This window comes from Microbacterium sp. SCPM-O-B-15248 (M128), from assembly GCF_058214835.1.
Genome location: NZ_JBYQLI010000001.1, coordinates 1 through 22754 on the forward strand (window position 1 = coordinate 1; position 22754 = coordinate 22754).

Consider the following 22754-nt stretch of genomic DNA (forward strand, 5'->3'; position numbering starts at 1 on the left):
TTCACCCGACTCAACGGATCATTCGGGTACTTCGGCGGCAACAGCACCCCCCGCGACGCCATCAACGTCCCCGCCGGATCCACCAACGTCTACTCCGACTGGTTCCTCACCCCTGAGGGGAAACTCATCGCCGCCAACAGCGGTGCCACAATAGCCACCGGAATCGCCAGCGTCGGAAAAAATGAGGCCAACAGCTGGGTCGGCTTCACCCGTAGGGGGGTGTGCTGAGTCCCTTCGGCATTGAGTTCGTGGCACGTGCGGGTCGTGATCGACACCGCAGGTGTAAGCCGACCCCGCGGGACAGCGCTCACCTCGCCGTCCCGCGGGTCGGCTTACGGGGATGGAACTCTTGGCTACCGATTACCGCCCCTCGGCGGCCGAGTGCGAACTACGACTCAGACGAGCCCAACCACCCTTCGCTCGCTAACCAGCGCCCGCTCCGCGATCACCCGCGCGTACGCAAGCCCCGAGTCCTTCACGGAGCGCTCCTGCGTCGCGTAGTCGACGTAGACGATGCCGAACCGCTTCTCGTAGCCCCAGGCCCACTCGAAGTTGTCCAGCAGCGACCAGTAGAAGTACCCGCGCACGTCGACCCCGCGGTCGACGGCATCCAGGATGGCGGCGAGATGCGCCTCCACGAACTCCACCCGCTCGGTGTCGTGGACGCGCGTCTCGCCGTCTTCCGCGCCCGGGACGTCGTCGTAGGCGGCACCGTTCTCGGTGACGTAGAGGGCGACGCCGGCCTCGGCCGAGTACTCGTCGCTGACGCGCGCGAGGAGGCGCGTGAGCCCCTCGGGCTGTACCTCCCAGCCCATCGTCGTGCGCGGCAGGCCCCGCTCGTGCCAGTACAGGTTCTCGTGCGCGGGGAACGGCGACGCGATCGGGCGCACGGTCGGGGCGTCTCCCCCGGGCGGGTTCACGCGCGGCGGCGTGCCGCCGACGAACTCGCCGTGGTAGTAGTTCACACCGAGCGTGTCGATGGGCGTCGAAATGACCTCGAGGTCGCCCGGGCGCACGGCGTCCTGCCAGCGCCGCACCGCCTCGGCATCCACGTTCCGGAAGTCCTGGATGATGTCGGCCGGGTAGGTGCCGCGGAACACCGGGTCGAGGAACCACCGGTTGAACTGGCCGTCGATGCGCCGCGCGGCATCGAGGTCGGCGGGGTTCGCCGGGTCGACGGCATCCGCCACCGTGAGGTTGAGCGTGAGCCCGAGGTTGAGCGACGCGTCGCGCGCGCGGAGCTCCCGCACCGTCTGCCCGTGGCCGAGCAGCAGGTGGTGGGCGGCGAGCATGCCCTCGGCCTGCGAGTAGTGCCCCGGCGCGTGCGCACCGGCGGTGTAGCTGAGGAACGACGAGCACCACGGCTCGTTGAGCGTCGTCCACACGTTCACCCGGTCGCCGAGGGCGTCGTGCATGTCGAGCGCGTACTCGGTGAACCGGTCGCTCGTCTCGCGGACGGTCCAGCCGCCGCGATCCTCCAGCGCCTGCGGGAGATCCCAGTGGTACAGGGTCAGCCACGGGAGGATGCCGGCATCCAAGAGCTCGTCGACGAGGCGCTCGTAGAAGTCGACGCCCTTCGCGTTGAGCGCGCCGCCGTCGGGACGCACGCGCGACCACGAGGTCGAGAAACGGTAGGTCTGCAGGCCCAGGCGCTTCATGAGCTGCACGTCGTCGCCGTACCGGTGGTAGTGGTCACAGGCGACGTCACCGTTGTCGCCGTTGATGACGGCGTCGGGCACGCGGCTGAAGGTGTCCCAGATCGAGGCCTTCCGTCCGTCCTCGAGCGCGGCGCCCTCGATCTGGTAGGCCGCGGTGGCCGCGCCGAAGAGGAAGCCCTCGGGAAAGGCTCGGGTGTGGGACATGGATCGGGTTCCTTCCGCGGGCGCAAGCGTCATCCCTTGACCGCCCCTTGCATGATGCCACTGACCAGCTGCTTGCCCGCGAAGACGAACAACAGCAGCAGCGGGATCGTCGACAGGAGCACGCCCGCCAGAACGATCGAGTAATCGACGAAGTAATTGGACTGCAGCAGCGACAGGGCCACCGGCAGCGTGGGGTTCTGGCGGTCCAGGACGATGAACGGCCAGAAGAAGTTGTTCCAGGCGCTCACGAACGTGAAGAGGGCGAGCATCGCCGCCGCCGGCCGCGCGGCCGGCACCCCCACCGTGAGGAAGGTGCGGAACGAGCTGGCGCCGTCGACGCGCGCCGCTTCGATGAGTTCGTCGGGCACGGCCTGGCGGAGGTACTGCGTCATCCAGAACACCCCGAACGCGCTGGTGAGCGCCGGAATGATGATCGCGCCGAGCTGCCCGGTCCACCCGAGCTCGCTGAACAGGATGTACAGCGGCACGACACCGAGCTGCGTCGGCACGGCCATCGTGGCCACGACGAAGACGAGCAGCCACGGTCCGCCGCGGAACTTCAGCTTCGCGAACGCCCACCCCGCGAGGGTGGAGAAGAAGACCACGGATGCCGCGATGAGCCCGGAGCTGATGATGGAGTTCAGCAGCGCCGGCCAGAAGTTGACCGCCGGGTCGCCCATGACGGCGGCGGCGTTGGCGAAGAAGTTGCCGCCGGGGATCCACGATCGGTTGGCGTCGCGGATCGTCGAGGAGTCCCCCGAGCCGATGAGCAGCGACCAGTAGAAGGGGAAGACGCTGGCCAGCAGCACCGCGCCGAGTGCGGTGTAGACGACCCACCCGGGCCGCGAGCCGCGCACCGGGCGCGGACGACGGCGGGGCTTGGCCGGAAGGTCGGGGTCGGCGATCGGGACGGGTGCAGCGTTGACGGCGGTCATCGACCCGCCTCCTCTCCGGCGGCGGAACGGCGCGAGGTCTCGGCATCCCGTTCCAGGTCCTTCTTGGCGGCACGCGCCTGGGCGCGCATCTCGCGACGGGACCGCGTATCGCGTCGGCCCTCGTCGCGCACGAGGGAGCGCGTGATGAACAGATTGACCACGCCGATGGCGAGGATGATGAGGAACAGGATCCAGGCCAGCGCAGCCGCACGGCCGAAGTTCCACTCCCCCCAACCGACGTTGTAGAGCCACAGCGTGACCGTGAGCCACTGATTGTCGGCGCCGCCGGTGCCGTACTGGTCGTACATCCGCGGCTCGTCGAAGATCTGCAGACCACCGATGGTGGACGTGATGATGACGAAGATCAGGGTGGGCTTCAGGCTCGGCAGCGTGATCGAGAAGAACTGCCGCGGCTTGCCCGCGCCGTCGACAGTCGCGGCCTCGTAGTACTCGCGGGGGACGGCCTGCATCGCGGCGAGCAGGATGAGGGTGTTGTACCCGGTCCAGCGGAAGTTCACCATCGTGGCGATCGCGATGTGGCTGGCGAAGGCGTCGGAGTGCCACGGGATGGCCGGTAGCCCGAGGCTCTGCAGCGTGGTGTTCACGACGCCGTACTGGTCGCCGAACATGTTGCTGAAGATGAGGGCGACGGCCACGGGCGCCATGACGTAAGGGATCAGCACGCTCATGCGCCAGAAGGTCTTGGCGCGGATGTTCTGGTCGAGCATCGCCGCGATGAAGATCGCGAGGATCAGCTGCGGGATGCTCGAGAGCAGGAAGATGCTGAAGGTGTTGCGCAGCGCGATCCAGAACTTCGGCTGGCTGAGCACCCAGGCGTACTGGTCGAAGCCGATGAACTCGCCCGAGTTGCGGACGAGATCCCAGTCCATGAAAGAGATCACCGCGGTGTACGCGATGGGGAACAGCCCCGTGATCGCGAACAGGATGAAGAACGGCGAGATGTAGAGGTAGGGCGAGAGCTTCAGGTCCCACGCGCTGCGGCGCTTGCTGAAGCCCACCCGCCGGGGCTCGCGCGCCCCCGATGACGGCGTAGCCGTCGAGGTGCGCCGTTCGAGTGTGCTGGTCACGGTCTGTGCTCCGTTTCTGCCGCGTGAGGGGTCAAAATGTGTCGCCTGGGATGTGGGCAAGCGACAATTTCTGACCTCTCACGCGAGAACGAGAAGGGGACGGGCGACGGATGCCAGGGGCCGAAGCCGCAGCCCCTGGCATCCGTTCGCTGGGGTCAGGACAGGGCGTCGACCTCGGTTGCCCACTGCTGCCAGGAGGTGGAGGCGTCCTGGGTGCCGTCTTCGACACGCGTCAGCGCCTTCTGCATGGCGTCGTTGATCTGGAAGTAGAAGGCGCCCTTGTACGGCGACACCTTCACCGCCTGAGCGCGCTCGGAGAGCATCTCGCCGACCGGTGCGTTGTTGAAGTACGCGTTCGTGCTGCTCAGGAGCGCGTCGGCCTTGAGGGCGTCGGTCTGGCTGGGGAACGTGCCGGCGTTCTCGAACGCCTTGACCTGGGTCTCGGGGTCGGTCAGCCAGTCGGCGAGCTCCTGCGCGGCCTGCACGTTGGCGCCGTTGCCGGGCACGGTCAGGTACGACCCGCCCCAGTTGCCCGCGCCGCCGGGGAAGACGTTGGCGATGTCCCAGCCCGTGACGTCGGGGGCGTTGCCCTCGATGACACCGAGCATCCAGCCGGGGCAGAGCATCGTGGCGAAGGCACCGTTGGAGAGACCGGCGAACCAGTCGTCGGACCACTGGCCCAGGTGTGCGGACTGCGTCGCGCTGGCCTTGAGGACCTGGTCGTAGATCTTCTTCACCTCAGGGTTGGAGGTGGCGGTGATCTCGCCGTTCGAGGGGTCCTCGTAGGCGGCGGCGACCTGGTTGATCGCACCCTGGTAGGTGCCGCCGGCCGAGTCGAAGAACGCCTTGCCCGTCGCGGCGACGTACTGGTCGCCGACCGAGAAGTAGGTCGACCAGTCGCCCTGGAGGAGCTTGGCGACCTCGGCACGGTCGGTCGGGAGGCCCGCGGCCGCGAACAGGTCGGAGCGGTAGCAGACGCCCTCGGGGCCGATGTCGGTGCCGTAGCCGACGAGGTTGCCCTCGGGGCTCGTGGCGGCCTCGACCTTGTAGTCGAGCCAGCGGCTCTTGAGGTCGTCGGGCACGGGGGCCAGCAGGTCGGCGTACTCCATGACCTCGGGCAGCCAGTCGACCTCGATGGCCTCGATGTCGGCGAGGCCGGTCTTGCCGAGCTTCTGGAAGTAGTTCTCGCGGGCCTCGTTGCTGGTCGCGGCCTTGTTGTGGACGATCTTCACGTTCGGGTGCGCGTCCATGTACTCCTGCAGGAGCGCGTCGGTGTAGCCGAAGTCGTTGAACGTCGCGATGGTGAGGGTGACCTCGCCGTCGCTCCCGCCCGAGGCGGAGCCCCCGCTGCCGGAACAACCGGCCAGAACGAGGGCGGAGGTGGAGGCGACGGCCGCGACGACGGCGGCACGGCGCAGGGCACGTGATTTCACTGGACACTCCTTCGTGGTGGGTGATCGGTGTGCTCCTGTGCGCGGCGCCCCTCGACCTCTGAATCGTGGGAGCGCTCTCACCGATCGGGATGACGCTATGGGATCGCTCCCACGCTGTCAAGAGAGCGCTCCCCAGACACGTCCGGGAGGAGCGGGGACAGCCCCGTAGAATGGCATCCACTGCCCTTTCCGACACCTGGAGCTGGAATGCCCACCATCGTCGTCGACGTCATGCCCAAGGCCGAGCTTCTCGACCCGCAGGGAAAGGCGGTCGCCGGCGCTCTGTCGCGTCTGGGCGAGAACCGCTTCACGGACGTCCGCATCGGTAAGCGTTTCGAGCTCACGGTCGAGGGCGAGGTCGACGAGGCCACCCTGGCCCGCGCGCGCGAGCTCGCCGACGAGATGCTCTCGAACGCGGTCATCGAAGACGTCGTGAACATCGAGGTCGTCGAGTGACGACGCGCATCGGGGTCATCACCTTCCCCGGTTCGCTCGACGATCGCGACGCGCAGCGCGCGATCCGTCTCGCCGGCGCCGAGCCCGTCGCCCTGTGGCACGGCGAACACGACCTCCGGGGCGTCGACGCCCTCGTGCTCCCCGGCGGCTTCAGCTACGGCGACTACCTGCGCGCCGGCGCCATCGCCGCGTTCGCGCCGATCATGTCCGAAGTGAAGGATGCCGCTGCCCAGGGCATGCCGATCCTCGGCATCTGCAACGGCTTCCAGATGCTCGTCGAGGCGCACCTGCTGCCCGGCGGCCTGATCCGCAACGCGCACCAGCAGTTCATCCGTCGCGACCAGCGCCTGCGCGTCGAGAACGCCTCGACCGCGTGGACCAACGCGTTCGACGAAGGCGGCGAGATCGTCATCCCGCTCAAGAATGCCGACGGCGGATATATCGCGGATGCCGAGACCCTGGCCCGCGTCAACGGCGAGGGTCTCGTCGCGTTCCGCTACCTCGGAGTGAACCCCAACGGCTCGCTCGACGACATCGCCGGGCTCACCAACGAGCGCGGCAACGTCGTGGGCCTCATGCCCCATCCCGAGCACGCCGTCGAGCCCGGCTTCGGCCCCGGCACCCCGGCCGCCATGCGCTCGGGTGTCGACGGCCTCGGCTTCTTCACTTCGGCGATCTCCGCCGTGGTCGCCGCCGCCGCCTGACGCGAACCGGCCGACCGATACGTTCGGCGTCAAAGACCCCCGCGTGGGGATGGATTGGCATATCCTCGCAAGGGGGGCGTGCCTTTGGGGGACCGCCGTTCCCGCGGCCGATCGCGAACCCGAATCCGCGTCCGACCGCCGTCCTGGGTGTCTGTCATTCCACGACACGATCGCTGTGCACCATCATCCGCGCGGTCGCGCTCGTCCGGCGGAGGTCACATGAGCGATTCCACTGGTTCCATTGGCCCGAGCGCGGCGCTCCGCGCGGCGGCGGCACACACGTCCCTGCGCCTGGAACCGGGGCACGGTCAACCGTTGCCGCGTCATCTGTCCCTCTTGGCCGAGGCCGAGCCCGGACCGGCACCCCTGGTGTGGACCGACACGCGCGCGATGCTGCTGTCGGCGATGCTCGTCGCGCGCGCCCGCAACGATGCCCTCGGCGACGGGATCGAACTGGTGTCGCGGTACTTCGACACCGGGCGGCTCACTCGCCCGACCGCCCTCTCGGGCCCCGCGCGATCGGGGCTGTTCGCGAGCGTCGCGGAGTACTGCGCGGCCGTCGGCTGGCCGCAGATCGGCGGACATTACGCCTCGGAGGCGCTGCTGTTCGCCGAGACGCCCGAGCAGCGCTACCGCGCGTTGAGCGTGCAGGCACTGAACCTGGGCCTCAACGCCGAGTACCCGGCCGCGGCGCACGCGATCGCCGAAGGGCGGCAGCTCTTCGCCGATCAGGGCTGGGCGTCCGCCGACGTCTCGCACTGCCTGCTGCTGGGCGACGGCCTGGTCGCGGTCAGCCGCGCCGACACCGCGCACATGCGGGCGATCGCCGACGAACTCGAGCACGCCCAGCCCGAAGATCCGTACTGGGCCTTCTGCGCCGGCATGATCCGGGTCACGACGATGTTCGTCGAGCGCGACATCACCGAAGGTCTGGCCAAGACCTGGGAGATGCTGCACGGTTCCGGTCGCAGCCGCAGCTTCCGGATCGTCCGCGAACTGCTGCTGGGCCTGCACGCCGACATGCTCACCGCGCAGGGCGAGTTCGACGAGGCCCTGGCCGTGCTGTCGCACGCCGTCACGCACCCGGGGCACGCGGTGTGCTTCCCGATGCAGCGCGCTGCGACCCTGTTGCAGATGGGTCGCGAGCGCGAGGTCATCGAGACCACGAACGCGTGCGTCGCCCTGCACGACGAGCACTGCCTGCGCACCCTCACGCCGCTGCTGACACGGAGGGCCGTGGCCTTCCTGCGTCTGGGCAGCGAGAAGCGCGCCGTGCAGAGCATGGAGGCGGCGGTGATGCTGATCCAGCGCACCGGCGGCTCGGTCACGCCGTTCCTCATGATCCCGTTCGCCGACACCGACCGCCTGCTCGATCTGGTCGCCGCGCACAACGCGGACCTCGCGCCGACCGTGGCGATGATGCGACGGATGCTGCCGGCGATCGCCGCGCGATCCACCGACACCGACGTCCTCGCCACCCTCACCAGCACCGAGCGCGAGCTCGCGCACCTGCTCACATCGAGCCTCGGCATGCACGAGATCGCGCGGGCGCGGAACGTGTCGGTGAACACCGTGAAGTCCCAGGTGCGCTCGATCTACGGCAAGCTGGGGGTGTCGAGCCGGGAGGATGCCGTCGAGGTGCTGCAGCGTCCGCACGAGTGACCCCGAGGGCTCGCCGCGAACGAGGGGGCCCATGCGCGCGACGGACCAGGATGCCGTGATCGACCGGATCCTCGCACTGTGGAGCGGCGACCTCGACACCCTCCCGTCCGAGCCACGGCTCGCCGAGTTGACCGGAGCCAGCCGCGCCTCGGTGCGCGAGGCGCTCGTACGGCTGGAGGAACGCGGATACGTCCACCGCACGCAGGGGACGCGCACGACGCCGAACCGGCGGCTGCCGGACGTCGGGCGGCGGATCGACGAGCAGTTCGACCACTCGCTGTCCATTCGCTCCGCCGGATACGAGCCGCTGCTCGAGCTCGCGGCATCCGAGGTGCGCGTGCTGCGCGCGGGCGATCCGGGCCGCTTCGACGACCTGCCGGACGGCACGCGCGTGCTGCGGACAGTCAAGGTGTGGCGGGTGGACGGGGCGCCCTACGCCCTGGCCGAAGATCTCGTCCCGCTCGCGCGCGAGGTCGAGCTCGACCCGCGGCGACCGGTGTTCGAGCTGGCCGAGGAGGCCAACGGCATCCGGGTCGCGTGGGAGACGCTGTGGGTCGACGCGGTGAGTCTGGATGCCGAGCGCGCGGCGCTGCTGGCGACGACACCCGGAGCCCCGGTGGTCGAGATGACGTACTGCGGGTACGGGACGGGCGACGACGTCGGGTACTGGTCGCGCGAAGTGCAGGTGTCGGCCCCGTCGGGGCTGCGCAACGCCCTCATCCGGCGCGTGCGTCACGAGCGGGGCGTTTCGGGGTCGTAACGACGTTGTGAACGTGTCAGACAAGTTGTTCGATGACTTGTCTGACAGGCGTACGGTCGGACCATGACCGAGCCGCTGCCCCTCCACCGCCTGACCGCCGAGACCGTCACCGCCGAAGGGTTCGCCCCCTTCGGCGTCGCGCTCACCCCGATGGCCGATGGCACGCCCTTCACGTCCGAAGAAGCCGTGCTCGACGTGTCGGGCGGCATCCCGCGCTTCTACCTGATGGCCCTCGACGACAAGACGCCCGAGTTCACCCGCGTCACGCGGCACCTCGACACGACCCAGACCCTCATGGCCGTCGGCGACGTGGAGTGGACGATCGCCGTCGCTCCCGCGGGCATCGAGGAGCCGAGCCTCGACGACCTGCGCGCGTTCCGCATCCCGCCCCGCACCGCGATCACGATGCTCAAGGGCACGTGGCACGCGGGTCCGTTCTTCGCCGAGCCGAGCATGGACTTCGTCAACCTCGAGCTCGACGACACCAACGTCGTGGACCACCACAACTTCCGGCTCGACGACGCGTACGGCGTCCGCGTCGTCGTCGAGTGATCGTGCTCGAACCACTCCCCGACGCGACCGCCCGCCTCGCCGCACTCGAACAGGAGGCCGCCCACCAGGAGGCGCTCAGTGCGGGCGACGGCCGCGGGTGGGTCGGCGAGCGCGACGGCGAGCACCCGGTCGTCATCGTCGGTGCCGGCCAAGCCGGCCTCGTGCTGGCCCGCGGGCTCCGCCGGCGCGGAGTCGACGACGTCGTGGTGCTGGACGCGGCCCCGGCGCACGCGACCGGCCCCTGGACCACCTACGCGCGGATGCACACGCTGCGGACGCCGAAGGACATCGCGTGGCCCACGTGGGGCGTCCCGGCCGTGAGCCCGCGTGCCTGGTTCGAGGCGGTGTACGGCGAGGCCGCCTGGCACGACATCGCGTACTTCCCGACCGTCGCATGGCAGGGATACCTGCAGTGGTACCGCGAGGTCTCGGGGATCGCGACCATCGGATCGACCACGGTGACCGCGATCACCCCGACGACCCCGGACGGCCCGCTCCGCGTGGGGCTGGACGGCCCGGACGGTAGCTGGATCCTGCTGGCCCGCCACGTCGTACTCGCGACGGGCATCGAGGGGGCCGGCGGCCGGCACGTGCCCGCGCTGCTCGACGCGTTGCCGCGGGAGCGCGTGCGCCACACCCACGACGCGATCGACTTCGCCGCGCTCGACGGCGCGCGTATCGGCATCCTCGGCGCCGGCACCGGTGCTTTCGACAACGCTGCGACGGCGCTCGAGCACGGCGCGGCGTCCGTCGACGTGCACATGCGCCGCCCCGCGATGCCCCAGGTCAGCCCCTACCGGTGGATGGAGTTCGCCGGACTCATCGAGAACTACGGCTCCTTCACCGACGCGCAGAAGTGGGCGTTCAACGTGCACCTCTCGGCCGTCGACCAGCCGGCGACCCAGAACGCGATCTGGCGCGCCCACGCCTTCGACGGCTTCCGGTTCCGCACGTCGTCGCCGTGGCAGCGCGTCGAGTGGGACGGCAGCGAGGTCGTCGTGACGACGCCGCACGGCATCCATCGCTACGACCTCGTGATCGCTGCGACGGGGATCGTCGCCGACCTGGCGCGGCGGCCCGAACTCGCGGCGGTCGCGGGGGATGCCACCGTGTGGAGCGACCGTCTGACCCCCGCGCAGGTGGCGCAGAACCCCGGTCTCGCAGCCTTCCCGTACCTCGACGGCGACTTCGGCCTGGTGAGCCGGAGTGCCCCCGATGCCTCGGCGCTGTCGCGCATCCACATGTTCAACCACGGCGCGCGCCTGAGCGAGGGAATGCTGAGCCACCAGATCCCGGGGCTCGTCGGCGGGGCCACGAAGCTCGCCGCGGCCCTGTCGCGACGTCTCTTCGAGCGGGATGCCGACGCATTGCTGACCGAGTACCTCGCGTACGACGTGCCGGTCGGCGTACACATCGGCCGTCGGCCCGCCCCCGCGGACGCAGCGGTAGCGTGGAGCGGGTGACCGCCTCGCTCGTCGTATCCGTGCCCACTTCGCAGCTGCGTGATGACCTGATGCCCCTCCCGGAGGGGGTCGAGGTGCTCGTGTGGGACATGAAGGAGCCCGCACCGCGCCCGCACATCGACATCGTGGTCCCCCCGTACATGTCCATGGACGGCGTGATCGCCCGGTTGGCCGACGTGACGACCCGGCTCGTGCAGGGCCAGTCGATCGGCTACGACAACGTCGAGGGCCGCCTTCCCGCCGGCACCGTGTTCGCCAATGCCACGACCGTGCACGAGACGGCCACCGCCGAGCTCGCCGTCGCTCTGACCCTGGCCGCCCAGCGCGCCCTGCCGGACTTCGTGCGCGCCCAGGACCGCGGCGAGTGGAAGGGCACGTGGATGCCGGGACTCGCCGACGCGCGCGTGACCCTGCTCGGGTTCGGTGGCGTCGGCCGCGCGATCGCCGCGCGCCTGAAGCCCTTCGAGGTCCAGCTGCGCGGCGTCGCCTCGCACGGTCGCCTGCAGGACGACGTCGAGGTGCTGCCCCTCGGCGAGCTGTACGACGTGCTCGCCGCCACCGACGTGCTCATCGTGTCGCTGCCCGGCGGCGACAAGACGCATCACCTCGTCGACGACGAAGCACTCTCGGCCCTGCCCGACGGCGCGCTCGTCGTGAACGTCGGGCGCGGTCCCGTCATCGACACCGACGCCCTGGTCGACCACGTGCGCCGCGGCCGGCTGCGCGCGGCGCTCGATGTCACCGACCCCGAGCCGCTGCCCGCCGATCACCCGCTGTGGGCGCTGGAGGGCGTGCTCATCGCCCCGCACGTGGGCGGAGCCACCGGCGCGATGCGCCCCCGCATCGCGCGTCTCGTGCGTCGCCAGATCGACCACTTCCTCGCGGGCGAGGAGCCCGAGAACGTGGTGCTGCGCGGCTGACCCGGCGTCAGCCGGCGGCGCGCGCGGCGAAGGCGTTGGCCGCCGCCGCGACGTCGTCGACATAGCTGTCGAGGTGGTTGTACGAGAAGATCGCGCGCCGCCAGCCGGCCGCGCTCGTCATCTCGCCGGCGGCGCACAGGTAGCGCCCGGCCGCGAGCGCGGCGTCGTCGATCTGGTTCGGGTCGGCACGTCCGTCGCCGTTGCCGTCGGCACCCCACCGCTGCCACGTGGCCGGGATGAACTGCAGCGGTCCGACGGCGCGATCCCAGACGGCATCCCCGTCCCATTCGCCACCGTCGGTGTCGGCGATCGCGGCGCTCGCGCTGCCGTCGAGCGGGATGCCGCGGATCGCGGGCTGCGGATACCCGGCGGCGTCGAGGCCGCCGCCCGAATGCGTGCCGTGCGCGGACTCGATCGCCCCGATCCCCGCGAGGGTGTTCCAGCCGAGACCGCACGCGGGCTGCTCGCTCTGCACGGTGAGCGCGCTCGACGCGTAGGCGCGCAGTGCACGTTCCGGGATGCCGGTGGCCGCGGCGGTCCGTGCCGTCCAGGACGGGTCGGCGACGACGGGGCGGACGCTCGACGGGGCCGCGGCCGGAGCGGGATCCGCCTCCGGCGCCTCACCGACGTCTGCGGTGGTCGAGGCATCCGGATTCACCGTCGTCGCGATCTCGACGGGAGCCGGGACGGCGGCGGTGCGGTCCTCGAGCGGGCGCTCGCGTCCGGCGGCCTGCGCCGACACGACGAGCACGACGGCGATGCCGACGAACAGCACCGCCACGACGACGGCGAGCATCGAGAACCACGAACGTCCCCGGTCAGCGTCGAGATCCACGCGGACCCTCCCCCGGCGTCCGCTCGGGTGGCGAACACCGTGGCGAGACTAGCCCCGCGAATCGACGCGCCGGTGAACGCGGTCTGTCGAGCCGGCGCCGTCACGCCCGCGGTCCTCCGGGGGCCGGTGTCAGCCGCGGAAGCCGGCGGGATTGCCCAACAGGTCGGCGAACGCGAGCTCCGCGGGACCGATGAGCATGAGTCGGGAGCGCAAGTGGGCGCGCTCGAGGCGGATCGTCCGCCCCTCGGCGCCGAGCGGATGCACCCGCACGGCCTCGGCCAGACGCTCGCGGCTCACCGACAGCAGCGCGCCGAGGTATCCCGACAGCACCACCGTCTCGGGGCTGAAGGCGTTGACGAAGTTCGTCAGGGCGAGCGAGAGCACGTCGACCTGGCGGGTCACCTCGGCCAGGACGCGGGGATCGCGGGCGACGCCGAGCTCGACGTCGAGCTCGTCCTCGTCGAGCTTGCGACGCCCGAGCAGCGGCTCGAGCAGGTCGAGGCGCACCTCGGCCTCGAGGCAGCCCTTCCGCCCGCACACGCACGCGCGCCCCCGGGGATCGATCACCGTGTGGCCGAGCTCGCCGGCGTAGCCGGAGGTCCCGCGCAGCAGCGTGCCGTCGATGATGAGGCCGCCCCCGATGCTGTGCATCGCACCGCCGAGGTAGAGCAGGTTCGACACCCCCACCCCCACGCCGAAGCGGGATTCGGCGAGCGCGCCGATGCTGGCGTCGTTGCCGGCCGACACGGCGATGCCGAGCTCGTCGCTCAGCCGCGCGGCGACCGGGTCGCGCTTCCACCCGAGCGTCGGGGACACCAGGACGGAGCCGTTGGCGTTCACCAGCCCCGGCACGGCGAGCCCCGCGCCGACGACGCGGTAGTGGCGGTCGATGTCGGCGCGCATCGCCTCGACCGACGAGGCGACGATCTGGACGAACCGGCGGGGCGAGGGGGCGCTGGCGGTGTCGTGGCGCAGTCGCGCGTGCACCACACCCCCGAGCCCGACCAGGGCCACGGTGACCGCGTGCGGTTCGGCGCGCACGCTCAGCGCCGAGACGTGATCCTCGGGCTCGATGTCGAGGGTGGGGCGACCGACCTTGCCCGTGCGTTCACCGGCGGCGACCTCGCGGACGAGCCCTAGCTCGGTCAGTTCCATGACCAGGCCCGTGACCGTCGACCGGTTCAGTCCGATCGTGGCTCCGAGCTGTGCGCGTGAGAGCGCTCCCCGAAGGTGGAGCAACGACAGCACGGACGCGAGGTTCTGCTGTCGGATCAGGTCGTTGGTGGTACGACCTGCGGGCGGTGCGAGCGGCGTCGCTGGCTCGAACACGGCAGGGGTCATGAGGAGGGCACCTCCGCCATTCTCGCACTGCCCGCCCGTCGGATTTCGCCGGCGTGGGGAGCGGACGCGACCGCCGCGCTCCCCACCCGATCAGACACCGCCGTTGCGTCGCTTGTTGAAGATGTCGAATGCCACGGCCAGCAGCAGGACGATGCCCTTGATCGCCATCTGCCACGCCGCGTCGACGCTCAGAATGGACAGGCCCATGTTGAGCACGCCCATCACCAGACCACCGACGACGGCGCCGACGACCGTTCCGATACCACCCTGGACGGCGGCGCCACCGATGAACACCGCCGCGATGGCATCCAGCTCGTAGTTCTGACCGGCGGATGCCACGGCACCACCGGCGCGGGCGGTGCTGACCACGGCGGCGAGACCGGCGAGCACGCCCATGTTGACGAAGATGAAGAACGTGACCCACTTCGTCTTCACACCGCTCATCACGGCCGCGAACAGGTTGCCGCCCATGGCGTAGATGTGGCGACCGAAGGTCGTGCGGTTGAGCACGAACGTGTACGCCAGCACGAGCACCGCGAGGATGATCAGCACGATCGGGGTGCCGTTGTAGGCGGCGATCGTGAACGCGACGGCCATGATCGCCACGACGGCGATGGCGTTCTTCAGCCAGAAGGACCACGCGACCTCGCGAGGCAGTTCGAGGCGACGCAGCGTGGCGCGGGTGCGCAGCTGCTGCACGATGAGGAGCACGCTCGCGATCGCGCCGAGGACGAGGGTCAGGCTGTCCCAGTTGCCGACGTAGCCGAGCAGCGGCGGCAGCCAACCGGCACCGATCGCGGTGAATCCGTCGGGGAGACCGCTGATCGTGCCGCCGGTGAGCAGCACGAGCGTGAGACCGCGGAAGAGGAGCATGCCCGCGAGGGTCACGATGAACGCCGGTATCCCGACGAAGGCGACCCAGAAGCCCTGCCACGCGCCGACGATCGCGCCGACGATGAGCGAGAGGATCACCGCGATGAACCAGGGCAGACCCCATTGGTTCATCGCGATCGCCGCGATCGCGCCGACCATCGCCACCACGGATCCGACCGACAGGTCGATGTGGCCGGCGATGATCACCATGACCATGCCGATCGCGAGGATCAGGACGTAGGCGTTCTGCTGGATGAGGTTGTTGACGTTGCCCGGCATGAGCAGGCGCCCGCCGGTCAGCACCTGGAACAGCACGATGATGATGACCAGGGCGGCCAGGATGCCGAACTGGCGGAAGTTGATGCGCGCCAGCAGGCCGCGGCGCCGGGGTCCGGGTTGGGTCGGAGCCTCGACGGTCTGGGTGGATGCGGTGGCCATTGCAGTCAGTTCCTTCCGGCGGTCATGTGCCGCATGAGCGTCTCCTGGGTGGCATCCGCACGGCTGACCTCGGCCGTGATGCGCCCCTCGGAGATGGTGTAGATGCGGTCGGAGAGGCCGATGACCTCGGGCAGCTCCGACGAGATGACGATGACGGCCTTTCCCTGGGCCGCGAGTTCGTTGATGATGCCGTAGATCTCGTACTTGGCCCCGACGTCGATGCCACGGGTGGGCTCGTCGAGGATGAGCACGTCGGGACCCGTGAACATCCACTTCGACAGGACGACCTTCTGCTGGTTCCCGCCGGAGAGACGTCCGGTGATCGCGGCGACGCTGGGCGCCTTGATGTTCATCTTGTAGCGGTACGAGTCGGCGACCTTGTACTCGCGGTAGCGGTCGACGACGCCGAGGCGCGCGAGGCGCGACAGCGCTGCGGCCGAGACGTTGACCTGGATGTCGCCGATGAGATTGAGGCCGTACCGCTTGCGGTCCTCGGTGGCGTACGCGATGCCCTGCTTGATGGCCGCGTCGACGGTGCGCACGTCGATCTGCTGCCCGTTCTTGTACACCTCGCCCGAGATGCCCGTGCCGTACATGCGCCCGAAGATGCTCATGGCGAGCTCGGTGCGACCGGCGCCCATGAGACCGGCGAAGCCGACGATCTCGCCCGCGCGCACCATGAAGGAGGCGTCGTCGATGACCACGCGCTCCGTGTCGACGGGGTGGTGCACGGTCCAGTGCTCGACGCGGAACAGCTCGTCGCCGATGTCGGGCTCGCGCGGCGGGAACAAGCTGTTGAGGTCGCGACCGACCATCGCGCGGATGATGCGGCCCTCGTCGGTCTCGGGGTCGTCCCGCTCCATCGTCTCGATGGTGCGCCCGTCGCGGATGATCGTGATGCGGTCGGCGATGCGCAGCACCTCCTTCAGCTTGTGGCTGATGATGATGCAGGTGATCCCCTGGTCGCGCAGCTGATCGATGAGGTCGAGCAGGTGCGCGGAGTCGTCGTCGTTGAGGGCGGCGGTCGGCTCGTCGAGGATCAGGAGCTTGACCTCCTTGGCCAGCGCCTTCGCGATCTCGACGAGCTGCTGCTTGCCGACGCCGATCTCGTAGATCTTGGTAGCCGGGTTCTCGCGGAGCCCCACCCGCTTGAGCAGGTCGGCGGCGGCGGCGTTCGTGGCGTTCCAGTCGATGACGCCGCGCTTGGCCTTCTCGTTGCCGAGGAAGATGTTCTCGGCGATCGAGAGGTAGGGGCTGAGGGCCAGCTCCTGGTGGATGATGACGATGCCGGCGGCCTCGCTGTCGTTGATCGAGCGGAAGGCGACCGGCTGGCCCTCCAGGGTGATCGTGCCCTCGAAGCTGCCGGCCGGGTAGACCCCGCTCAGCACCTTCATCAGCGTCGACTTGCCGGCACCGTTCTCGCCGCAGATCGCGTGCACTTCACCGCGGTGCACGTCGACTGAGACGTCGGCGAGCGCCGGGATGCCGTTGAACGACTTCGAGATCCCCGACATGCGCAGGATCGGTTCGGTCATGGTGTCTCCCTCCGTCGCCGCGCGGCGACAGATAGAGCGGCGGGGCGGGCGAACCCGCCCCGCCGCAGAAGTGGATCAGAGCCCGACGTCGGAGGCCTTCAGGAAGCCCGAGTCGATGAGCTTGGACTGCACGTCGGCCTTGACGACGACCTCCGGCGTGAGGAGGTACGACGGGACGACCTTCTTGCCGTTGTCGTAGGTCTCGGTGTCGTTCACCTCGACCGTCTTGCCGTCCTTGATCTCCTGGACCATCGTGAAGACGCGGTCACCGAGCGCGCGGGTGTCCTTCCAGACCGTCATGGACTGGAGACCATCGAGGATCGCCTTGACGTTGGCCTTGTCGGCATCCTGACCCGTGATGATCGGGTAGTCCGCACCGGCGGTGTAGCCGGCCGACTTGAGGGATGCCTCGATGCCGATCGCGAGGCTGTCGTTGGGCGACAGGACGACGTTGACCTTCTTGCCGTCGCCGTAGAACGACGAGAGGCGGTTGTCCATCTCGGCCTGCGCCTTGTCGGAGGCCCAGCCCTGGATGCCGATGCTCGCCCACGCGTCGTCGTTGGCGGGCGACTTGCCGCTCGGGACGACGAGCTGGCCCTTCTCGACGTACGGCTGGAGAACGTCCCAGGCACCGGCGAAGAAGAACTTGGCGTTGTTGTCGTCGGGGCTGCCGGCGAAGGGCTCGAGGTTGAAGGGGCCCTTGCCGTCCTTCAGTCCGAGCTGCTCCTCGATGTACTGCCCCTGGAGGGTACCGACCTTGTAGTTGTCGAACGTGGCGTAGTAGTCGACGTTCTCGCTGCCGTTGATGAGACGGTCGTAGGCGATGACGGTGGCGTTCTGCGACTTGGCCTCTTCCAGAACGGGGCCGAGCGTCGAACCGTCGATCGCGGCAATCACGAGGATCTTCGCGCCACCCGAGATCTGGTTCTGGATCTGGCTGATCTGCTGGTCCGTCTTGTTGTCGGCGTACTGCAGGTCGACGGTGCAGCCCGCGTCGGTGAGCTTCTTCTGGAGCTGCTCACCGTCGTTGATCCAGCGCTCGAGGCTGCGGGTCGGCATCGCGATTCCGACGTTGCATTCGCCGCTGCCCCCGGCGGCGTCTCCGCCACCGTCGGCGGGGCGCGTGGAGCTACAGGCTCCGAGGCTCACGGCGAGCGCCGCGATGGCCGCACCGGTCAGGATTTTCTTCAGCATTGTGATCTGCGTTCCTCTCTGAACTGCAGGGACCCCCGTGGTCGTGCCCGGCGCCCTCCGCGGCGTCGGATCGGGCACGTCCTCGTCCCGGCTTCCTGGCTCCGTCGTAATTATGACGGCTCCGTGAACATATCCCCGGGTCCGCGCGTTTGTCCAGGGCCTCCCCGCTTCCCGAAAGCAACGAACGCGTAACGGACGTCCGGTGTCAGCGCTCGTCGCGGTCCGCGCCCGACCAGAGGTCGCCGCAATCCACGGCGGCCGCACCGTGCCCTCGGAGGTACGGGCGGGCACCGACGTCACCGCGAACTCCGGCGGCGAGCGCGTCCCAGTGCGCGCGCCCGATCAGCACGGGATGGCCGGGGGCTCCGGCGTAGGTCGCGGACGCGAGGGCTCCCGGGCGCGCGCGTCGCGCCAGGCGGGCGACGGCCGCAGCGGGCAGCTCCGGGGTGTCGACGGGCACCACGACGACGGCCGGAGCGGACGTGGATGCCACGGCCTCCAAGCCCGCGCGCAGCGACGCCGAGACCCCCTTCGACCATGCCGCGGCCCGCACGATCCGGACCCCGTGCGGGACGAGACCCGCGGCCTCGTCGGCGCCGGCGCCGAGGACGACGACGACCGGATCGCAGCCGCCGTCGCGCAGCGCGCGGACGGCCTTCTCGACCCACGGGATGCCATCGGGGTCGCGCGCGAGCGCCTTGGGTCCACCGAAGCGTCGACCGGCTCCGGCGGCCAGCACGAGGCCCGCGGGCGAGGCCTCGTGCGTCGTCCCCGCGGCGTCGGACGAGGGCTCGGCGGGCATGGTCACGACAGCGTAGCGTGCGCGAAACACGGCGCGGATACGGTCGCCAGCATGCTCGAACTGGCCGCCGAACTGCTGCCCCTTCTCGAGTCGGGAGTGCCCGTCGCGGCGGTCACGGTCACCCGGGTCGTGCGCAGTGCGCCGCGCGGAGTCGGCGCCACCCTGGCCGTGACGGCCGACGCGCGGGTGATCGGATCGATCTCGGGCGGCTGCGTCGAGGGCGACGCGGTGATGCTCGGCCTCGACGCGTTGCGATCGGGGTCGGTGCGTCGCGGACGCTTCGGGTTCGTCGGTCCCGACGACGCCGTCGTGGCCGCGGGCCTCGCCTGCGGCGGGGCGGTCGAGGTCGCCGCCTACCCGATCGACGGCGACGACCCCCGCGTGCGCGCGGCCCTGATCGATGCGGCCGCCGGCCGCGAAAGCACTCTGGACCTCGCCCTCGACGACGGCATCCCGTTGCGACTGCACCGCCCCGCCCGGCCCCGCCTCATCGTGCTCGGCGCCGGTGAGCACGCGGCGGCGCTGTGCCGTCTGGGCGCGGCGGCCGGGTTCGCGGTGACCGTGTGCGACGCGTGGGCCCTGCTGATCACGCCGGAGCGTTTCCCCGAGGCCGACGAGCTCGTCGTGGCACCGCCGCACGAGTACCTCGCGTCCCTCGAGGCCCCCGACGACCGCACGGCCGTCTGCGTCCTCACCCACGACGAGCGGCTCGACGTCCCCGCCCTGCGCGCGGCCCTGCGGCTGCCCGTCGGGTTCGTCGGCGCGATGGGCTCGCGCGCGACCGTGGCACGCCGCGCGGAGCTGCTGACGCAGTCGGGGGTGACGGACGCCGAGCTCTCGCGGCTGCACTCCCCCCTCGGCCTGGACCTGGGGGCGCAGACCCCCGAGGAGACGGCGCTGTCGGTCGTCGCCGAGATCGTCGCGGCCCGCGCCGGCAGGAGCGCTCGACCCTTGCGTTCCGGGGACGGACCGCTGCACACCACGACGACGGCGGCGTGTGCACTCCCGGAACCGGTGCCGGCCCGATGACGGCGCTCGTGATCCGCGACGCGGTGGCCGTCGTCGAGTCCGAGGGGCGCGTTCGCACCGGCGACGTGGTGTGCGTCGACGGGCGGATCGTCGACATCGCCGCCCCGGCCGACGCGACCGTGATCGACGCGTCCGGGTGCGTCGTCACGCCGGGTCTCGTCAACGCCCACCACCATCTGCTGCAGACCGCGTTCCGCACGCTGCCGGGCACCCGTGGCATCCCGATGCGGGAGTGGCTGCCCGCGATGGCGGCGGCATATGCCGCGGCGGGTATAGACCCCGGACTCACCGGGATCGCCGCGCGCGCAGGACTCGCCGAAGCCCTGCTGAGCGGCGTCACCACGGTCGCCGACCACCACCTCACGTGGCCGTCCGGAGCCGACACGGTCGGCATGGCGCGGGCCGCCGCGGAGGCCGCGGCCGGTCTGGGCGCCCGGCTGGCGTTCGTACGCGGAGCCGCGCGGGACGACCCGGAGGAAGCCGCCCTCTCGGCCGAGGCGATCGCGGCCGCGCTCGTGGACGGATGCCCCGCCGGCGTGACCCCCGACGGGATGCTCCAGGTCGCCGTGGGGCCCGCGGGCGTGCACAGCGACCCGCGCGAGACCTTCACCCTGCTCGCCGAGGTGGCTGCGCGCCGCGGGCTGCGGCGGCGCACGCAGGCGAACGAGGTCGTGGACGTCGAGATCGCGCAGCAGAAGTACGGGCGACGTCCGCTCGACCTGCTGGAGGACTGGGGCTGGCTCGCCCCCGACGTGACGCTCGCGCACTTGTGCGGTGTCACCGACGACGAGATCGCCCGGATCGCCGCGGCCGGAGTCACCGCGACCCACGCCCCCGGCTGCGATGTGCCGATGGGGTGGGGCGTCGCGCCCGTCGCGAAGCTGCGGGATGCCGGCATCCCGGTGGGACTCGGGACGAGCGGGGGCGGCAGCAACGACGCCGGTCATCTGCTCGCCGACGCCCGGCTCGCGCTGCAGGTCTCGGCGCTCGTGGGACCGCAACTGGCGGCCACCGCCGTGCTGGCGATGGCCACGGCGGGCTCGGCGGACGGCCTCGGACGACCCGAGCTCGGGCGCCTGACACCGGGGTCGGCCGCGGACCTGTGTCTGTGGGACGTCACGGGCGTCGCGGACGCCGGGGTCGCCGATCGCGTCGCGGGCTTGCTGTGGGCCGCGCCCGGGCGGCGGCCGCGCACGGTGGTCGTCGCGGGTCGCGTCGTCGTCGAGGACGGGCGACTCGTCTCCGCCGACGAGGACGAGATCACCGCGCGACTGTTCGAGAGGGTGGGACGATGACCACCATGGCCCCCGCGATCCCCGCCGACGATCCCACCACCGGCGATGAGCGCCTCGGCGCGCACTTGCGCGGTCTGCGCAAGGCGCGCGGACTCACCCTGACCCAGCTCGCCGAAGCGGCCGCCCTGTCGCATCCGTTCCTCAGCCAGCTCGAGCGCGGTCTCGCTCGTCCGAGCATGGCGAGCCTGGAGCGGCTGGCCCGGGCACTGGGCACGAGCCGCGTCGAACTCATCGCCGCCTCCGAGCCGCCGCGTCCCGACGAGAAGGCGCATCCGACGTTCGTGCGCGCCGACGAGGGACTCGTCGGGCCGTATGCCGAAGGCAGCGCGCGCATGCTCGCCGAGGGCCCGCGCCGCTTCGAACCGATGGAGTTCACCGGGGCCAACACCGAACCGGGCGACCACTACGTCCACGACGAGGACGAGTTCCTCACCGTGCTAGAGGGGTCGATCGTGATCTCGCTCGGCCCGTTCGGTGAGACCACGCTCGCCGTCGGCGACTCGGTGTACTGCCGCTCGGGCACCCCGCACCGGTGGCATTCGCCCGGCGGAACGCCCTACCGGCTGCTGATCGTGAAGGAACTGGTGCACGGCTCCCCCGCCGAGCCCGTCGAAGGAGAGACATGAGCGGTGGTCTGACGTTCGAGGTGACGGTGCGCGCGCGTCGGGACGCGGCCGACGGCATCGTCGTGCTCGACCTCGAGCGTGCCGGGGGCGCGCTTCCGCACTGGTCGCCCGGGGCGCACATCGACGTCGTCCTGCCCGGCGGCGTGGAGCGGCAGTACTCGCTGTGCGGCTCGCCCGCCGACCGCGGCACGTGGCGGATCGGCGTCCTGCGCGAGCGCGAGGGGTCGGTGTGGCTGCACGAGAACGCCCACCCGGGGACCGCGCTGCGCGTGCGGGGCCCGGCCAACCACTTCCTCTTCGCCCCGACCGCGGGCCGGTCGTACGTGTTCGTCGCCGGCGGTATCGGGATCACGCCGCTCATCGCGATGATCGAAGCCGCCGAGGCTGCGGGGGCACCGTGGACGCTGCTGTACGCGGGCCGCTCGCGGCGCACGATGGCCTTCGCGGGCGACCTCGTCGAGCAGTACGGCGACCGTGTCGAGGTCTACGCGACGGACGAGGGCCGACGCCTCGATCTGGCGTCCCGCCTGGGTACCCCGGTGTCGCGCGCGGTGGTCTACGCGTGCGGCCCCGCCCGTCTGTTGGAGTCGCTGGATGCCACGATGGCGGGCTGGCCGCGCGGGAGCCTCCACGTCGAGCGCTTCGAGGCGAAAGTGCTGGGTCCTCCGGTGTGGACCGAGCCGTTCGAAGTCGACCTCATGATGTCGGGGCTGACCGTGACGGTCCCGCCCGAGAAGTCGATCCTCGAGGTCGTCGAGGAGTACGGCGCGGTCGTGCCCTCGAGCTGCCGCGTGGGCACGTGCGGCACGTGCGAGGTCCCCGTGATCGACGGCGAGGTCGAGCACCGCGACTCGGTGCTGTCACCCGAGGAGCAGGAGGCGAACCGCACGATGATGCTGTGCGTCTCGCGCGCGGCGTGCCCGCGCATCACGCTGGAGCTGTGACCCCGGC

22 protein-coding genes are annotated in these 22754 nt (G+C 70.5%); 12 read left to right on the plus strand and 10 right to left on the minus strand.

All coding sequences use genetic code 11. The features are described from left to right. Positions 1-228 (plus strand): hypothetical protein (locus tag AC3E6M_RS00005; RefSeq protein ID WP_490528728.1); only part of this gene is annotated, 228 nt, incomplete at its 5' end. 167 nt (positions 229-395) lie between these two features. Here the strand turns inward: AC3E6M_RS00005 and AC3E6M_RS00010 are convergent. The 4 genes from AC3E6M_RS00010 to AC3E6M_RS00025 form a co-directional block, all read right to left on the minus strand. Beyond that, positions 396-1862 (minus strand): glycoside hydrolase family 1 protein, encoded by a 1467-nt coding sequence (locus tag AC3E6M_RS00010; protein ID WP_490528729.1) that lies wholly within the window; start codon positions 1860-1862, stop codon positions 396-398. A 29-nt stretch (positions 1863-1891) separates the two neighbouring features. Next, positions 1892-2797, minus strand: a complete 906-nt coding sequence (locus tag AC3E6M_RS00015; RefSeq protein ID WP_138175449.1) for a carbohydrate ABC transporter permease — start codon at positions 2795-2797, stop codon at positions 1892-1894. Next, positions 2794-3885 carry a carbohydrate ABC transporter permease gene (locus tag AC3E6M_RS00020; protein ID WP_138175446.1) on the minus strand — a complete coding sequence of 364 codons (1092 nt, stop codon included), beginning with the start codon at positions 3883-3885 and terminating at the stop codon, positions 2794-2796. The genes AC3E6M_RS00015 and AC3E6M_RS00020 overlap by 4 nt, the downstream gene beginning before the upstream one ends. Before the next feature lie 155 nt (positions 3886-4040). Continuing rightward, positions 4041-5318, minus strand: coding sequence for an ABC transporter substrate-binding protein (locus tag AC3E6M_RS00025; protein ID WP_138175444.1), 1278 nt, complete (start codon positions 5316-5318; stop codon positions 4041-4043). A gap of 207 nt (positions 5319-5525) precedes the next feature. On the opposite strand from AC3E6M_RS00025, the gene purS reads away from it, so the two are divergent. The 7 genes from purS to AC3E6M_RS00060 all read left to right on the plus strand — a co-directional run bounded on the left by purS (position 5526) and on the right by AC3E6M_RS00060 (position 11835). Further along, positions 5526-5774, plus strand: coding sequence for a phosphoribosylformylglycinamidine synthase subunit PurS (gene purS / locus AC3E6M_RS00030; protein ID WP_138175442.1), 249 nt, complete (start codon positions 5526-5528; stop codon positions 5772-5774). Further along, the gene (gene purQ, locus AC3E6M_RS00035; protein WP_490528731.1) at positions 5771-6478 is read left to right on the plus strand and encodes a phosphoribosylformylglycinamidine synthase subunit PurQ; all 708 of its coding nucleotides are present in this window, start codon (positions 5771-5773) and stop codon (positions 6476-6478) included. The genes purS and purQ overlap by 4 nt, the downstream gene beginning before the upstream one ends. A 219-nt stretch (positions 6479-6697) precedes the next feature. After that, on the plus strand, positions 6698-8140 hold the full coding sequence (locus tag AC3E6M_RS00040) for a response regulator transcription factor (protein WP_138175438.1): 1443 nt from the start codon (positions 6698-6700) through the stop codon (positions 8138-8140). A 31-nt stretch (positions 8141-8171) separates the two neighbouring features. After that, positions 8172-8900, plus strand: a complete 729-nt coding sequence (locus AC3E6M_RS00045; RefSeq protein WP_171024298.1) for a GntR family transcriptional regulator — start codon at positions 8172-8174, stop codon at positions 8898-8900. A gap of 63 nt (positions 8901-8963) precedes the next feature. Then, positions 8964-9452 carry an ureidoglycolate lyase gene (locus tag AC3E6M_RS00050; protein WP_138175434.1) on the plus strand — a complete coding sequence of 163 codons (489 nt, stop codon included), beginning with the start codon at positions 8964-8966 and terminating at the stop codon, positions 9450-9452. A gap of 2 nt (positions 9453-9454) precedes the next feature. Further along, the gene (locus AC3E6M_RS00055; protein WP_171024297.1) at positions 9455-10915 is read left to right on the plus strand and encodes an FAD-dependent oxidoreductase; all 1461 of its coding nucleotides are present in this window, start codon (positions 9455-9457) and stop codon (positions 10913-10915) included. Next, positions 10912-11835 carry a 2-hydroxyacid dehydrogenase gene (locus tag AC3E6M_RS00060; protein ID WP_252370982.1) on the plus strand — a complete coding sequence of 308 codons (924 nt, stop codon included), beginning with the start codon at positions 10912-10914 and terminating at the stop codon, positions 11833-11835. Before AC3E6M_RS00055 ends, AC3E6M_RS00060 begins: the two co-directional genes overlap by 4 nt. Before the next feature lie 7 nt (positions 11836-11842). On the opposite strand, the gene AC3E6M_RS00065 is transcribed toward AC3E6M_RS00060, so the two are convergent. The 6 genes from AC3E6M_RS00065 to AC3E6M_RS00090 all read right to left on the minus strand — a co-directional run bounded on the left by AC3E6M_RS00065 (position 11843) and on the right by AC3E6M_RS00090 (position 18853). Continuing rightward, complete coding sequence (locus AC3E6M_RS00065) at positions 11843-12670, minus strand: lytic transglycosylase domain-containing protein (RefSeq protein WP_252370981.1); 828 nt, start codon at positions 12668-12670, stop codon at positions 11843-11845. A gap of 129 nt (positions 12671-12799) precedes the next feature. Continuing rightward, positions 12800-14011, minus strand: coding sequence for an ROK family protein (locus tag AC3E6M_RS00070; protein ID WP_138175430.1), 1212 nt, complete (start codon positions 14009-14011; stop codon positions 12800-12802). 90 nt (positions 14012-14101) lie between these two features. Next, positions 14102-15322, minus strand: coding sequence for a multiple monosaccharide ABC transporter permease (gene mmsB / locus AC3E6M_RS00075; protein WP_138175428.1), 1221 nt, complete (start codon positions 15320-15322; stop codon positions 14102-14104). A gap of 5 nt (positions 15323-15327) precedes the next feature. Further along, entirely contained in the window at positions 15328-16857 is a 1530-nt protein-coding gene (gene mmsA / locus AC3E6M_RS00080) for a multiple monosaccharide ABC transporter ATP-binding protein (RefSeq protein ID WP_138175426.1), read from the minus strand. 75 nt (positions 16858-16932) lie between these two features. Then, entirely contained in the window at positions 16933-18051 is a 1119-nt protein-coding gene (chvE, locus tag AC3E6M_RS00085) for a multiple monosaccharide ABC transporter substrate-binding protein (RefSeq protein WP_138175424.1), read from the minus strand. A gap of 205 nt (positions 18052-18256) precedes the next feature. Further along, on the minus strand, positions 18257-18853 hold the full coding sequence (locus tag AC3E6M_RS00090) for a nucleotidyltransferase family protein (RefSeq protein ID WP_138175463.1): 597 nt from the start codon (positions 18851-18853) through the stop codon (positions 18257-18259). Positions 18854-18904: 51 nt separating this feature from the next. Here AC3E6M_RS00090 and AC3E6M_RS00095 point away from each other — a divergent pair, with 51 nt between their 5' ends. Genes AC3E6M_RS00095 through AC3E6M_RS00110 form a run of 4 tightly spaced genes read left to right on the plus strand, consistent with a single transcriptional unit; the run spans position 18905 to position 22747 of the window. Next, positions 18905-19882 (plus strand): XdhC family protein, encoded by a 978-nt coding sequence (locus AC3E6M_RS00095; RefSeq protein WP_138175422.1) that lies wholly within the window; start codon positions 18905-18907, stop codon positions 19880-19882. Beyond that, on the plus strand, positions 19849-21177 hold the full coding sequence (locus tag AC3E6M_RS00100; RefSeq protein WP_252370980.1) for an amidohydrolase family protein: 1329 nt from the start codon (positions 19849-19851) through the stop codon (positions 21175-21177). The genes AC3E6M_RS00095 and AC3E6M_RS00100 overlap by 34 nt, the downstream gene beginning before the upstream one ends. Further along, entirely contained in the window at positions 21174-21803 is a 630-nt protein-coding gene (locus AC3E6M_RS00105; protein ID WP_138175420.1) for a helix-turn-helix domain-containing protein, read from the plus strand. Before AC3E6M_RS00100 ends, AC3E6M_RS00105 begins: the two co-directional genes overlap by 4 nt. Continuing rightward, complete coding sequence (locus AC3E6M_RS00110; RefSeq protein WP_138175418.1) at positions 21800-22747, plus strand: PDR/VanB family oxidoreductase; 948 nt, start codon at positions 21800-21802, stop codon at positions 22745-22747. Before AC3E6M_RS00105 ends, AC3E6M_RS00110 begins: the two co-directional genes overlap by 4 nt. The last annotated feature ends 7 nt before the right edge of the window (positions 22748-22754 follow it).